Source organism: Parahaemophilus parainfluenzae, from assembly GCF_001055095.1.
In the GTDB taxonomy this organism is placed as follows: Bacteria; Pseudomonadota; Gammaproteobacteria; order Enterobacterales; family Pasteurellaceae; genus Haemophilus_D; species Haemophilus_D parainfluenzae_Z.
In genome coordinates this window covers 61865-74843 of the sequence record NZ_JVHG01000010.1, presented here as the reverse complement: position 1 = coordinate 74843, position 12979 = coordinate 61865, and the positions used below count along the sequence as shown (strand labels likewise).

General features: G+C 40.0%; 14 protein-coding genes. 3 read left to right on the top strand and 11 right to left on the bottom strand.

What is annotated here, in order from left to right; translation table 11 throughout:
- Window positions 1-36 precede the first annotated feature (36 nt).
- On the top strand, window positions 37-2046 hold the full coding sequence (gene mnmC / locus ADA56_RS02365) for a bifunctional tRNA (5-methylaminomethyl-2-thiouridine)(34)-methyltransferase MnmD/FAD-dependent 5-carboxymethylaminomethyl-2-thiouridine(34) oxidoreductase MnmC (RefSeq protein ID WP_049369000.1): 2010 nt from the start codon (window positions 37-39) through the stop codon (window positions 2044-2046).
- Between the two features lie 33 nt (window positions 2047-2079).
- Here mnmC and ADA56_RS02360 read toward each other — a convergent pair whose 3' ends face one another.
- Window positions 2080-2754 carry a tetratricopeptide repeat protein gene (locus tag ADA56_RS02360; protein ID WP_049368999.1) on the bottom strand — a complete coding sequence of 225 codons (675 nt, stop codon included), beginning with the start codon at window positions 2752-2754 and terminating at the stop codon, window positions 2080-2082.
- A gap of 1 nt (window position 2755) precedes the next feature.
- Window positions 2756-3472, bottom strand: coding sequence for a YwiC-like family protein (locus tag ADA56_RS02355; RefSeq protein ID WP_049368998.1), 717 nt, complete (start codon window positions 3470-3472; stop codon window positions 2756-2758).
- Window positions 3473-3583: 111 nt separating this feature from the next.
- Here ADA56_RS02355 and ADA56_RS02350 point away from each other — a divergent pair, with 111 nt between their 5' ends.
- Together ADA56_RS02350 and ADA56_RS02345 are read left to right on the top strand one after the other, a co-directional pair.
- On the top strand, window positions 3584-3934 hold the full coding sequence (locus ADA56_RS02350; RefSeq protein WP_014065210.1) for a RidA family protein: 351 nt from the start codon (window positions 3584-3586) through the stop codon (window positions 3932-3934).
- A gap of 90 nt (window positions 3935-4024) precedes the next feature.
- Window positions 4025-4435 (top strand): YhcB family protein, encoded by a 411-nt coding sequence (locus tag ADA56_RS02345; protein WP_049368997.1) that lies wholly within the window; start codon window positions 4025-4027, stop codon window positions 4433-4435.
- 58 nt (window positions 4436-4493) lie between these two features.
- On the opposite strand, the gene lolE is transcribed toward ADA56_RS02345, so the two are convergent.
- The 9 genes from lolE to ADA56_RS02300 form a co-directional block, all read right to left on the bottom strand.
- Window positions 4494-5744: a lipoprotein-releasing ABC transporter permease subunit LolE gene (gene lolE, locus ADA56_RS02340; protein ID WP_049368996.1), complete on the bottom strand. Its 1251-nt coding sequence runs from the start codon at window positions 5742-5744 to the stop codon at window positions 4494-4496.
- Window positions 5744-6427, bottom strand: coding sequence for a lipoprotein-releasing ABC transporter ATP-binding protein LolD (lolD, locus tag ADA56_RS02335; RefSeq protein ID WP_014065207.1), 684 nt, complete (start codon window positions 6425-6427; stop codon window positions 5744-5746). Before lolD ends, lolE begins: the two co-directional genes overlap by 1 nt.
- Window positions 6428-6430: 3 nt before the next feature.
- Complete coding sequence (locus ADA56_RS02330; RefSeq protein WP_049368995.1) at window positions 6431-7612, bottom strand: lipoprotein-releasing ABC transporter permease subunit; 1182 nt, start codon at window positions 7610-7612, stop codon at window positions 6431-6433.
- The gene (locus tag ADA56_RS02325) at window positions 7612-8559 is read right to left on the bottom strand and encodes a 2-hydroxyacid dehydrogenase (RefSeq protein WP_049368994.1); all 948 of its coding nucleotides are present in this window, start codon (window positions 8557-8559) and stop codon (window positions 7612-7614) included. The genes ADA56_RS02330 and ADA56_RS02325 overlap by 1 nt, the downstream gene beginning before the upstream one ends.
- A gap of 66 nt (window positions 8560-8625) precedes the next feature.
- Window positions 8626-9480 carry a 3-deoxy-8-phosphooctulonate synthase gene (gene kdsA / locus ADA56_RS02320; RefSeq protein ID WP_049368993.1) on the bottom strand — a complete coding sequence of 285 codons (855 nt, stop codon included), beginning with the start codon at window positions 9478-9480 and terminating at the stop codon, window positions 8626-8628.
- A gap of 12 nt (window positions 9481-9492) precedes the next feature.
- Window positions 9493-10296 (bottom strand): SirB1 family protein, encoded by an 804-nt coding sequence (locus ADA56_RS02315; protein ID WP_049368992.1) that lies wholly within the window; start codon window positions 10294-10296, stop codon window positions 9493-9495.
- Window positions 10296-11174: a peptide chain release factor N(5)-glutamine methyltransferase gene (prmC, locus tag ADA56_RS02310; protein WP_049368991.1), complete on the bottom strand. Its 879-nt coding sequence runs from the start codon at window positions 11172-11174 to the stop codon at window positions 10296-10298. The genes ADA56_RS02315 and prmC overlap by 1 nt, the downstream gene beginning before the upstream one ends.
- Window positions 11174-12256: a peptide chain release factor 1 gene (gene prfA, locus ADA56_RS02305; RefSeq protein ID WP_005698533.1), complete on the bottom strand. Its 1083-nt coding sequence runs from the start codon at window positions 12254-12256 to the stop codon at window positions 11174-11176. Before prfA ends, prmC begins: the two co-directional genes overlap by 1 nt.
- Before the next feature lie 97 nt (window positions 12257-12353).
- The gene (locus ADA56_RS02300) at window positions 12354-12890 is read right to left on the bottom strand and encodes an elongation factor P hydroxylase (protein WP_049368990.1); all 537 of its coding nucleotides are present in this window, start codon (window positions 12888-12890) and stop codon (window positions 12354-12356) included.
- Window positions 12891-12979 lie beyond the last annotated feature (89 nt).

Genomic DNA, 12979 nt, shown 5'->3' with positions numbered 1-12979 from the left:
ATAAAAGAATTTGATAAGGCAAAAAAGGGCTAACACATGTTCACCATTCAGCACGCAAAAATTCATTTTAACCAAGAGAATACGCCTGTTTCGGATAAATTCGATGACGTGTATTTTTCTAATCAAGATGGCTTAGCGGAAACCCATTATGTGTTTTTAGAAGGCAATCAGTTGTGGGAACGTTGGATTCATTACCAAGAAGCCCACTTTGTGATTGCTGAAACGGGGTTTGGCACAGGATTAAATTTCTTTGCGGTGACTACGCTCTTCCGTGAATTTCGTCAAAAATACCCAGATTCACCTTTAAAACGCCTTTATTTTATTTCTTTTGAAAAATACCCTTTGCCACTCGATGCGTTACAACAAGCTCATTTAGCCTATCCGCAATTTTCTCATCTAGCTCAGCATTTACAACAGCATTGGCTTAATCCCATTCAAGGTTGCTATCGTTTTCATTTTGATGAAACCACGTTAGATCTTTGGTTTGGCGATGTCGCTGAAAATCTGCCACAGCTTGGCGATTATATGAATGGCAAAATAGACGCGTGGTTTTTAGATGGTTTTGCGCCAAGTAAAAATCCCGACATGTGGAACGAGCAGCTTTATCAGCAAATGTTTCGCTTTACTAAGCCACAAGGCACCTTTGCGACCTTTACTGCAGCAAGTGCGGTTAGAAAAGGCTTAGAAAATGCAGGCTTTGATATTACAAAACGCAAAGGCTTTGGTAAAAAGCGAGAATGTCTTTCTGGGCAAAAAACTTACGAAAAACTGACCGCACTTTCAGCCCCCTGGTTTCATAGTCAGCCTGCTTATCTAAACGAGCAAGATATTGCCATTATTGGTGGTGGGATTGCTTCTCTTTGCACGGCTATTTCATTGGTTAAACGTGGGGCCAAAATTACAATTTATTGCGAAGATGAGCAAACTGCCCTCAATGCATCTGGCAATAAACAAGGTGCTTTTTATCCGCAACTGAGTGATGATAACGAGCGCAATATTCGTTTTTATATTCATGCCTTTGCCTATGGCCATCAATTTCTACAATGGGCAATTCAGCAAAAAATCGAATTTGAACACAAATTCTGCGGTGTCGCGCTTTGTGCTTACAATGAGAAAGCTGAAAGTAAATTAAATAAAATCGCTGAGCTTAACTTGCCTTCTGATTTATATCAGTCTTTAAGCCAAACTGAATTAAGCGAAAAAGTAGGTTTACCGTTACCTTTTGGTGGCGGTTTTATTCCTCAAGGCGCTTGGCTTGCTCCTCGTCAGTTAGTTCAGCATACTTTTGCCTTTTTAGAGAAACAAGGCGTCCAGATTAAAACATTACAAAAAGTAACCGCACTTTCACAAACAGAACACGGTTGGCAAATCAAAACTGACGAAAATGAAACTTTCTGCCATGAAGTGGTTATTTTAGCAAACGGACATAAGCTCACTGATTTTGAGCAAACACAAAAACTACCCCTCTATCCTGTTCGCGGGCAAGTGAGCCAAATTCCAACATCAGTAAACTTACTCAAACTCAAAACTGTGTTGTGTTATGACGGCTATCTTACGCCAGTCGATCAAGCAAAAGCTAGCCATTGTATTGGCGCAAGTCATGTTCGTGATAATGCGACTCGTGAATTTAGCCTAACTGAACAACAAGAAAACCAACAAAAAATTCAGCAAAATATTCCTGAAGATTGGACAAAAGAAGTGGATACATCGGGTAATCTTGCTCGAATCGGTATACGTTGTTCGGTACGTGATCTTACGCCAATGATGGGCGCTGTTCCGCATTTTTCAGCTCAGCAAGCACAATATCAAAATTTGTTTAATTTGCGCCGCCGTAAGCAGCCAATAGAACAAGCTGAAAACTACCCTAATCTTTATTTAATCGGTGCATTAGGCTCACGAGGCTTAACCTCTGCACCGTTTTTAGGAGAAACACTGGCTTCCTTAATTTATGGTGAACCCTTACCGATGAGTGAAGATCTGATTCATAACTTAATGCCAAACCGCAGTTGGATCAGACGCTGGTTGAAAGGTGCAGAGGTGAAATAAAAAAAGTGCGGTTAAAATCAACCGCACTTTTTCTTAATACAAACTTAAACGTTGTAATCGCTGTCTGGCGATTTCTTTGATTTCATCCTTTTTCGCCGTATTCATAATTTCCAAATAAAGCAATTTGGCCAAACCAATATTGACTTGTGTCCCAATCCCTTCTTCATACAAACGAGCCAAACGGAATCGCCCCTCATTGCTACCCGCATTCGCGGCTTTTTGAAACCATTCAAAGGCTTTGGTAAATTCTTTCTGATTGGTATAAATTTCCCCTAAGGTAAGCATAGCATCGGGATCTTTTGTTGCACTGGCTTCAAATAATTTAATCGCTTGAGCGGTATTTTGTTTTACATAGTTGTTGCCGTTGAAATACATGACCGCCAAATTATTGATAGCTTTAATACTGCCTCGCTCAGCAGCTTCGCTAAACCACCAATAAGCCAACTCTTTATTTTCATCCACTCCACGACCTAAATTATAAAGCATCCCTAAATTGCTTTGCGCTTGTAAATTACCTTCCAAAGCTAAAGGATACATAATTTCAAAAACCGCTTTCCAATCTTGTTTCTCTGCCAGTTTTTGTGCCAGATCCATTTTTTGTTGATCCGTCATTTGCGCTTTATCGACCAAATCAATGGTTTTCATGGCAAATGCTGAACTGCTTAAGGTAAGTGTGGCGAGGAGTAAAAATTTGGCTAATGTCTTCATCTTATAATGTCGCTATCAATAAAATAATCAAAAAAATGGCGGATGTTCCGAATTCTATTAGACCGACTTGCTTAACCGAAAGTTTCTTGGTGGGTAAATAAATGGCACGAATTAACGCCGGCACGAAAGCAAGTGACAAGACATATTGTTGGATAAACAAGCAACCGAGTACACAAAGCACGTGGAAAATGATGGAGGCTTTGAGATAAAGCGGATTTTTGCGTTCACGCATCATTGATTTGACGTAAAGTGTGGTACCAATAAAAAATAAGCTTGGATACAGCGCCACCCACCAGATTTTTTCATCAAAAGTGCGGTCAGAAAAATAATAGGATCCCATGCCTGCAAGGGCAAAAATCGCAATACCTGCCAAATCATTGAGAAGATTGCGTTCATCTTTTTTCTTGGTGTAATAGATACTCACCAACACAAAAGGAAACATAGCGGCAATAAAGAAAAGAATTTGCCAGTTATAAAAAATGGCAGGAAGCGCAAATAAAAAAGCTGCGACACCATAGATGATTGTCCACTTTTTATATTCCGCCATATTTTTGCCTTTAAAGAGACTCAGCATTGGGTAACTCAGCAAATACATGGTGAACCAAGCTAAAAGCAAAAAGAAATGCGCCCAAACAGGTGAGGCTAATAACATACCGTAAACAAAAGGCAATAATGCCATCACAATGGCGCCATATTGATTCGAAATCAGGAGTTTCATAGTTCTCTTTAGTTGATAAAAATTCTCAGTTATTTTATCCCACAATTTCTTGATTTACAAAGTCTAAAACCGCCTTTAGAATGGAATTATCTTCATCAAAAAGGAGCCATTATGTCGATTCAACGCATTCAACCAAGTAAACGCTTTTCTGAAGTCGTTATTCATAACAATACCGCCTATTTTGCAGGCCAAGTACCGGAAAAAACTGTTAAGCAAAATGCTTACGAGCAAACCAAAGAAGTCCTTTCACTGATCGATAAATTATTGGCTGAAATTGGTTCTGAAAAAGGCAAAATTCTTACCACGCAAATATTCCTTGCTGATATGGCGGATTATGCTCAACTCAACCAAGCATGGGATGAATGGGTCGATAGCCAAAACCCACCAAGCCGAGCAACCGTAGAAGCAAAACTTGCGGATCCTGATTGGAAAGTTGAAATCGTGATTATTGCAGCCGTGTAAACACAGCTTTTTCAAAATGTGATCAACCGCAAAGAAAGTTTTTTGTTTTTCCTTTACACTAAACACTGAGTTCAAAATAAGGAGTAATGTATGCAATCATGGATACCAGAAATATGGCAAGCCGCTATGATTGGGCTTGTAGTTGGCGTAATCTTAGGCTATTTGCTATTACGTTTAACAAAAGGTTCTGTTAAAAAACAAGTTCAGACCGAAGCTGAACTAAAAGAAGTCAAAACACAATTAAGCGATAAACAAGCACAACTTGAAAAACATTTCGCGGAAAGTGCTGAATTATTTAAAACCTTAATTGGTGATTATCAAAAACTCTATCGTCACTATGCAGTTTCATCTGAAACCTTGCTTGGTAGTAAACCAGCCGACAAAGGTTTATTTACACAACAATTGGTGACCGCCTCATCAGAAAGTAAATCTGAAGAGCCGCCTCGTGATTATTCCGAAGGTTCATCTGGTTTATTAAAAACAGATAAAGAAAACCAATAATAATTAACGGTTGAACAATAAAAAATCAGGGATTAAGTACTTAATCCCTGATTTTTTATTAATGATTACTCAATACTTGAGCCGGCTGTAATTTTGCCGCTCGACTGGCCGGATAAAGACTGGCGAGTAAACTCAATACCAATGCCGCCACGAGAACTAATACAACATCAAACCAATGTAATTCGCTTGGTAAGAAATCAACGAAATAAATGCCATCTGATAACAGTTTTTTACCGAGTAATGTCTCGATGCCTTGAATAATCGGCGTGAGATTCAGTGCAAGTACGACACCTAACACGATACCAATCAAACAGCCTTTCATTCCTGCAAGCAAGCCATACCAAATAAAGATTTGTTTAATAAATCCATTATTCGCCCCTAGGGTTCGCATAATCGCAATATCACCTTGCTTGTCCTTTACCGCCATAATTAAGGTTGAAACGATATTAAAACACGCTACCCCTATTACAAGCACCATGGCGATATACATCACGGTACGGATAAGCTGAATATCACGATACATATAGCCAAATTTTGCCACCCAGTTTTGAATATAAAGCAGTTGCGGATAATCATTCAGCATCGAATAATCCATGTCTTGTACTTTAAATGGATCATTAATTTTCAATTCAACACCGCTAATTTGATCTTCACGATATCCCATTAATTCTTGCGCTTGAGGTAATGCCAGTAAGGCATAACTATGGTCTAACTGACCATCTAAACGCAAAATAGCGGTCACTTGAACACGCTCACGATTAGGCTGAGCCATTTGATCTTCACCATTAGGTTGAGAAATCAATAATGACACCCAATCACCAGCTTTAACATCTAACTCTTTGGCAATACCAGAGCCCAGCACCAATCCGCCTTCTTCTGCGAATTTTTGCCAGCCATCACCTTCCACAAACTTACCAAGAGAGCTCACTTGATCTTCAGCTTGCTTATCGACCCCTTTCACTTGTACAACTTTAAGTTTATTGCCATTTTCGACTAAGGCAGTAAAACTCACAAAAGGTGAAAGTGCGGTAATTTTTTTGTTTGTTTTTAGACGTTCCGCTAGGTTCTGCCAATGGTTTAATGTGGCTTCATTGTCATGTGGATTTACCGTGATTTCCGTATGTGGCACGACAGCCAAAATACGTGAATTCAATTCACGCTCAAAACCATTCATCGCACTTAATCCCACAATCAATACTGCCACACCAAGGGCAATACCGATAGCAGAGAATTTTGAAATTAACGCCACCAACGGATTCTTTTGCTTACCCCGTTGATAACGCCAACTAATGAAAAAAGGCGTATTCATTATGCACCTTCCTTCAAAATGCCGTCTTGCATGGTTAAGCAACGAGACAGTTTTTGTGCCAATGACATATCATGCGTAACCAATAAAAACGCAATGTTTTGTTCCGCATTCAAGGTTTGAATCAACTCAAAAATACTTTCTGTGGTTTTATGATCTAAGTTACCCGTTGGTTCATCGGCTAAAACGAGAGCGGGATTATTCACCAATGCACGAGCAATCGCCACACGTTGACGTTCACCACCCGAAAGTGCAGATGGACGATGAGTAATGCGATGACTTAAGCCTACTGCGCCCAATATTTTTTCAGCACGATCTTTTGCTTCTGTTTTATTCTGGCGACCAATTAACATCGGCATCATGACATTTTCCAATGCGGTAAAATCCGCCATTAAATGGTGAAATTGATACACGAAACCGAGATTTTGGTTACGTAATTTGGCCAATTCACTTTCAGACGCTTTTTGCAAAGATTGCCCTTTAATAAAGACTTCACCACTACTTGGCTGATCTAAACCACCCAAAGTGTGCAATAAAGTACTTTTTCCTGAACCAGAACTCCCCACAATCGCCACTAATTCTTGTGGTTTCATAGCAAAGCTTACGCCTTTTAATACTTGGGTTTGGTTCTCGCCTTCTTGGTAAAATTTATTAATATTTTGGCATTCTAATAAGTAGTTATTCATATTTTACTCATAACGTAATGCTTCCGCTGGCTCAGTTTTCGCCGCACGATAAGCTGGGTAAATAGTTGATAATAAAGATAATAATAAAGAAAAAGCAATCACAATAATGACTTGCACAGGCTCAATGGATGTTGGCAAGAAAACACCATTCGGATTGACCGCACTTAAAATTGCCCCAAGGTTTAAGGTGATTAATACCCCCAGTACAGCACCAATCAATGTGCCCACTAGCCCCACCAATAAGCCTTGATAAATAAAGATCGAACGCACTTGTGATTTAGTCACACCTTGCGTTTGCAGAATGGCGATTTCTCCTTGTTTATCCACCACCATTAAACTTAATGAGGTCACGATATTAGAAATTGCCACAACAATAATTAAGCTAATCAACAAGCCCATCATATTTTTTTCCATACGAACTGCTTGGAAAAACTCCCCTTTTTGGACACGCCAGTCACTGATATTGCTCTCTTTAAAATAGGTTGGCAATTCTGTGATTTGGAAAGGATCATCCAGGAATAAACGATAGCCTTGAGCCTCACCTGGTTGAATGCGCATTAGGCGACCAATATCCGCTAAATTAGCAAAAACTTCATAGCCTGACGCTTCACCATAATCATAATAAAGCTCGCTCACCGTAAATAAACGCTGCATCGGCACGCGACCAAATGGGGTGTATTGGCTGTTTTCCGTAATCATTAAGCGAACTTTATCGCCCACCACTAAGCCTAATTTTTGCGCCAACGTATCACCAATAATCAACTTAAACTCACCTTGCGGTAAAAGTTGGTTAAACTGACTAGGATCGAAACCTTCTAGTAAAGGATCATCTGAAAAAGACTGAATACCAATCACTTGTCCCGCGCTCACACCTTTTGCCGTTTGAAACACAACATTCGTGGTATTAATCGGTACAGCTTTTTGCACAAAGTGCGGTATATTTTCAAGCGGTTTTTCTGCCGAAATAGGCGCCTCTTGGCTAATAATCGCGTGTGGAATGCTCGAAAGCACCTGCTGTTTTTGATAGCCTTCTAATCCATTCATGACAGAAAGCACAATAATCAATGCCATCACACCCAGTACGATGCCAAAGCTTGCCAAATTAGCAACAAGTCGCCCAAAACGATCGGCGCTTTTTGCACGCCAATATCGCAGGGCGACGTATAAAGAAATAGGTAAATTCATTATTTTTGATTTAATTGTTGAACGAAATCTTCAATATTTTGCGCCACTTTTTTCGTTAGCGTGGTTACCGCACTATCACTCGCCCAAGCAATATGAGGTGTGATAATTAAATTCGGCATCGTTTTCGCTAATTCAATCAGTGGATTATTTTTCTCTGGTGGTTCTTTCACTAATACATCTAATGCGGCACCACCTAATTGTCCTGATTTTAATGCGTCACAAACTGCTTGCTCATCAATCAATGGACCACGACCAGTATTAATTAAATACGCACCTTTCTTACAAAGTGACAAGGTTTCTTGATTGATTAAATTTTTAGTTGTTTCAGTCAATGCACAATGCAATGTCAGAATATCGGCCTGTTTTATCACCTCTTCAAAAGGCGTGTAATCTTCGCGGCACGTTGTCGCATTTTGATGTTCAGCATAAAGAACTTTCATGCCTAAAAGCTCGGCTAAACGCCCCACTTCTGTGCCTAAACAGCCTTTTCCAAACACACCTAATGTTGAACCTTTAACATCTGTAATAGGATAATCAAAATAACAGAACTGTTTACTCTCAGTCCATTTTCCAGTGATTTGATCGCGTTGCCAACCTGCTAGACTATGTTTTAACGCAAAAATCATCCCCAACACATGCTCAGGTACGGTCGTAGCAGAATAACCCGTTACATTTTTAACCGTCACACCCAATTCTTTTGCCGCGTCTAAATCCACGTTATTGGTGCCTGTTGCGGTGATAGCAATCAATTTTAATTTAGGTAGTTGTTGCAATACCTCACGGCTTAAAATCACTTTACTGGTGATAATAATATCCGCGTCTTTTGCTCGCTCAATAGTTTGCTCCGCAGAAGTATATTCATACTCTACCCAGTTATGCGGAAAGCTTGGACGAGGAATAGGAATATGTTTCGGAATTGCCGTGCTGTCTAAAAATACGATATTCATTGTTATCTCCTTTTACAGAACAAAAGTGCGGTCAAAAACAACGCTGTTTTCAACCGCACTTCTCAATTAGATAGACGTATCTAATTCAGGGAAAGACTTCACTAAATCATCAATGGCTTTCATCTGTGAGACAAAGCCTTCTAATGCCGAAAGTGGCAATGCAGAAGGGCCATCACATTTTGCTTGATTTGGATTTGGATGTGCTTCCAAGAATAAGCCTGCAATACAAATTGCTAAGCCAGAACGGGCTAATTCGGTCACTTGTTCACGACGACCGCCTGAAGCTGCACCAAACGGATCACGACATTGTAATGAATGAGTCACGTCAAAAATAACTGGACTGCCTTTAGACACTTTTTTCATTACGCCGAAACCTAACATATCAACTACTAAATTATCGTAACCAAAGTTCGAACCGCGATCACAAAGGATAATTTTATCATTACCACATTCTTCAAATTTATCCACGATATTCCCCATTTGACCTGGACTTAAGAATTGTGGTTTTTTCACGTTAATTACCGCACCCGTTTTTGCCATAGCTTCAACCAAATCTGTTTGACGAGCCAAGAATGCCGGTAACTGAATCACATCCACCACATCAGCAACAGGCTGACATTGATAGATTTCGTGCACATCGGTAATCACTTTCACGCCGAAGGTTTCTTTTAACTCTTGGAAAATTTTTAAACCTTCTTCCATGCCTGGACCACGGTAAGAATGAATTGAAGAACGGTTAGCTTTATCGAAAGATGCCTTAAAAACATAAGGAACGCCCAACTTTTCAGTTACTTTCACGTAAGCTTCACAAACTTGCATTGCCATATCGCGACTTTCAAGCACGTTCATTCCGCCGAAAAGTACAAAAGGTTTGTCATTTGCGACATCAATATTGCCAATTTTTACAATTTTATTTTGCATAATATTTCCTTTTTAATGGATGGCATTGGCATCTTTCAATGCTTCGCCTTTCAGTTCTAAAAGTTGAGTTTTTAACAGAGAAGAAGTGGGATCATTTGGACATTGATCTACAAAATATTCCAAATCCTCAATGGCTGAAGGATAAGCGCCCATTTGCGCCAACACTAAGCCACGATCGCGAATATCGTAAGGATCTTTTCTTCCTGCTAACAAGAATTGGATATAATTAAAAGCCAAATCGTTTTGTTCTTCACGAATTAAGGCATTTTTGGCGAGCTGACGGAAACGTGCGGTAAGCATCGGAATATCTGCTCGAGCTAAATCTTCAGGTTGAATTTGAGCCCCAAAACCAAAGGCACCTTCATAGAGTTTTTTCAATTCATCCACTGAAATATATTTTCCGCTCCAAGGATCAATAAACGCCACTTCGCCATCAACTTCTGCACGCAAAATCAGTTGGGTCGGGAAATTCACGGGATAAATCGGCAATTTTAAACTTGCTGCCAAATGAAGGATTAAGGCGCCAAGGCTTACCGGCATACCTTCACGTTCTTCTAAAATATACGGAAGGTATAAATTACGAGCATAGAAATAATTATCCGCATCGCAATGAAAGCCCCAATCACCGTAAAATAACTGCAAGAGTTGATGAATTTTAGCTTTATCATCCCATTCTTTAGGAATAGCTTGGCGAGCTTTGCGCACCAAGCTTCCAACAAGCCCTCTTAAGCGAGGCTCATCAAGTTGCTCTTTCTCACAAATGCTCAGATAAAAATGAGTCAGTTCAGCATACAAGGCTTTTTGATCGTATTTCATTACCGCTTCCAATATCCCAATGTTACGCGCTCATTGTCGCCATAATCCCGTATGGTTGCAACCCCTTGCCAATGATTTTGCCAGAAAATTGACCGCACTTCTTCGCCCTGTTTCCAGCCGTGCTCTAACAATAAATAGCCGTTATCTTTTAAATGTCCTGGCGCATACTCAATAAGATGACGTAAATCAGCTAAACCGTTTTCACCTGCTACCAACGCCGAACGAGGCTCGAAACGCACATCACCTTGGAAAAGATGCTCATCGGCTTCATAGATATAAGGTGGATTACTGACGATAATATCAAACTGCCCTTCAACATTTTCAAACCAACGACTCTGCAAAAATTGTACCTTGAGCTGATTTTTTTCTGCATTGAATTGCGCTAATTTGACGACCTCTGGCATTAAATCCACACCAATAACATCTAATTGAATATTCTTTTTTTGACAAATAGGAGAAAGTTCAGAAGCCAACGCCAACGCAATGGCGCCAGTGCCGGTTCCGAGATCGAGAATACGAAAGTGCGGTGGATTTTCTTCCAGTTTTTCTAACGCAATGTGTAATGCTTTTTCTACAAGAATTTCAGTATCGGGGCGAGGAATTAATGTTCCTTCAGACACATTTAAAGGCAAGGACCAGAATTCTTTTTCACCGAGGATATAAGCGATAGGTTCGCCTTTTAAACGACGATCTAAAAGTGCGGTCAATTTTAACCGCACTTTTTCATCAATTTCCGTTTCATCGAAAGCTAAAATTTGTGTTCTCGATTTACCCGTTGCGTGTTGCAATAGCACTAACGCATCAACTTTACCATTCTCTGTCGGATTTACCTGATTTAAGGCTTGCGCAGCATCGGCAAGCCATTGTTGATAGGTCATTAATTACTCTCAGATAACGCCGCTAATTGATCTGCTTGATATTCAGTGATAATCGGCTGAATAAGCTCATCAATCTTGCCGTTCATCACTTCATCTAAGCGATAGAGCGTTAAGTTGATACGGTGATCTGTTACACGACCTTGTGGGTAGTTATAAGTACGAATTTTATCAGAACGATCGCCTGAACCTAATAAGTTACGGCGAGTATCCGCTTGCTCAGCAGCTTGACGTTCTTGCTCCGCTTGAACAATACGTGAAGCCAATACAGACATCGCTTTTGCTTTGTTTTTGTGTTGTGAACGCTCATCCTGACATTCCACCACAATACCCGTTGGAATGTGAGTAATACGTACCGCAGAGTCTGTTGTATTAACGTGCTGACCACCTGCACCAGATGAACGGTAGGTATCAATACGTAAATCTGCTGGATTGATTTCCGGCATTTCAGATTCTGGTAATTCAGGCATCACCGCAACAGTACAAGCAGAAGTATGAATACGGCCTTGACTTTCTGTTTTTGGTACACGTTGTACACGGTGGCCGCCTGATTCAAACTTTAACTGACCATACACGCCATCACCGCTTACTTTAACGATCACTTCTTTATAACCGCCCTGCTCGCTTTCATTTGCGCTGAGCATTTCAACACGCCAGCGTTTACTTTCAGCATAACGGCTATACATACGGAATAAATCGCCGGCAAAGATACCCGCTTCATCACCACCTGTACCTGCACGAATTTCTAAATAGCAGTTATATTCATCATTTGGATCTTTTGGTAATAAAAGAATTTGAAGTTGTTGCTCGACTTCTTCAATTTCGGCTTTGGATTCTTCAATTTCCATTTCTGCCATTTCTTTCATTTCAGGATCATCTAACATCAATTCTGCTTCAGCAATGTTAGAGTTAAGCTGATTCCAACGATTAAAACATTTCACCACATCTTCAAGTTGTGAATATTCTTTAGAATACGCACGGAATTTATCCTGATCCGAAATTACCGACGCATCACCTAGCAATGCCTCTAATTCTTCATAACGTTCTTTTAAACTTTCAAGTTTTGCAATAATAGAATCTTTCATATTTTTATAAAGTTAAAGCCAAAAATAAAATCGGCCTATTCTAGCCGATTTTAAGGAAAATTGACAGACGCAAAATCTGCCTAAAAATGACCGCACTTTAGATGCGAGTCACATCAAACTTCGCTAAATCAATTCGATCTTCTGTACCATAAAATTTAGCCAACGCATGACGCAAGGTTTCTGCACGTTTTGGTAAGCCTTTTTCTGCATAGGTTTTCACTTGCTCATACACCGCTTGCTTAAATGGTTGGGTATCCCCTGGATTGCCATTCAAATTATCGGCACTGGCAAAATAACGAAACCCTGCCGCAGTGGCTAAAATCCATTCCAACGCTTGAGGCTTCACTTCGACCTTTTCAAAATCACGCTGACGATCTTCTGAACGGCCATCCGGCTCATACCAATAGCCAAAATCTTCTAATTTACGGCGCTCTTTCCCCGCCACTAACCAATGGGCAATTTCATGTAATGCACTGCTGTAAAAGCCTCTTGCAAAGTAAATGGCGTTATAAGGCACCTCATCATTTGCAGGAATGTAAATCGGCTCATCCCCACCTTTAACCAATCGCGTATTATATTCTTCTTCAAAACATTGATTAAAAATCGCAATGATATCCTCAAGTTTGTGTTCCATGCTTTCTCCAAATATTTTTATAAATAACGCCTCTTAAAAGGTTTGAGAATTATCTCATTTTTAATCTCTTTCACAAAATTTCAGTTAAA

Excerpts from the sequence above, each read along its gene's own strand:
- mnmC (WP_049369000.1), top strand. The coding sequence starts at position 37 with ATGTTCACCATTCAGCACGCAAAAATTCATTTTAACCAAGAGAATACG.
- ADA56_RS02360 (WP_049368999.1), bottom strand. The coding sequence starts at position 2,754 with ATGAAGACATTAGCCAAATTTTTACTCCTCGCCACACTTACCTTAAGC.
- ADA56_RS02355 (WP_049368998.1), bottom strand. The coding sequence starts at position 3,472 with ATGAAACTCCTGATTTCGAATCAATATGGCGCCATTGTGATGGCATTA.
- ADA56_RS02350 (WP_014065210.1), top strand. The coding sequence starts at position 3,584 with ATGTCGATTCAACGCATTCAACCAAGTAAACGCTTTTCTGAAGTCGTT.
- ADA56_RS02345 (WP_049368997.1), top strand. The coding sequence starts at position 4,025 with ATGCAATCATGGATACCAGAAATATGGCAAGCCGCTATGATTGGGCTT.
- lolE (WP_049368996.1), bottom strand. The coding sequence starts at position 5,744 with ATGAATACGCCTTTTTTCATTAGTTGGCGTTATCAACGGGGTAAGCAA.
- lolD (WP_014065207.1), bottom strand. The coding sequence starts at position 6,427 with ATGAATAACTACTTATTAGAATGCCAAAATATTAATAAATTTTACCAA.
- ADA56_RS02330 (WP_049368995.1), bottom strand. The coding sequence starts at position 7,612 with ATGAATTTACCTATTTCTTTATACGTCGCCCTGCGATATTGGCGTGCA.
- ADA56_RS02325 (WP_049368994.1), bottom strand. The coding sequence starts at position 8,559 with ATGAATATCGTATTTTTAGACAGCACGGCAATTCCGAAACATATTCCT.
- kdsA (WP_049368993.1), bottom strand. The coding sequence starts at position 9,480 with ATGCAAAATAAAATTGTAAAAATTGGCAATATTGATGTCGCAAATGAC.
- ADA56_RS02315 (WP_049368992.1), bottom strand. The coding sequence starts at position 10,296 with ATGAAATACGATCAAAAAGCCTTGTATGCTGAACTGACTCATTTTTAT.
- prmC (WP_049368991.1), bottom strand. The coding sequence starts at position 11,174 with ATGACCTATCAACAATGGCTTGCCGATGCTGCGCAAGCCTTAAATCAG.
- prfA (WP_005698533.1), bottom strand. The coding sequence starts at position 12,256 with ATGAAAGATTCTATTATTGCAAAACTTGAAAGTTTAAAAGAACGTTAT.
- ADA56_RS02300 (WP_049368990.1), bottom strand. The coding sequence starts at position 12,890 with ATGGAACACAAACTTGAGGATATCATTGCGATTTTTAATCAATGTTTT.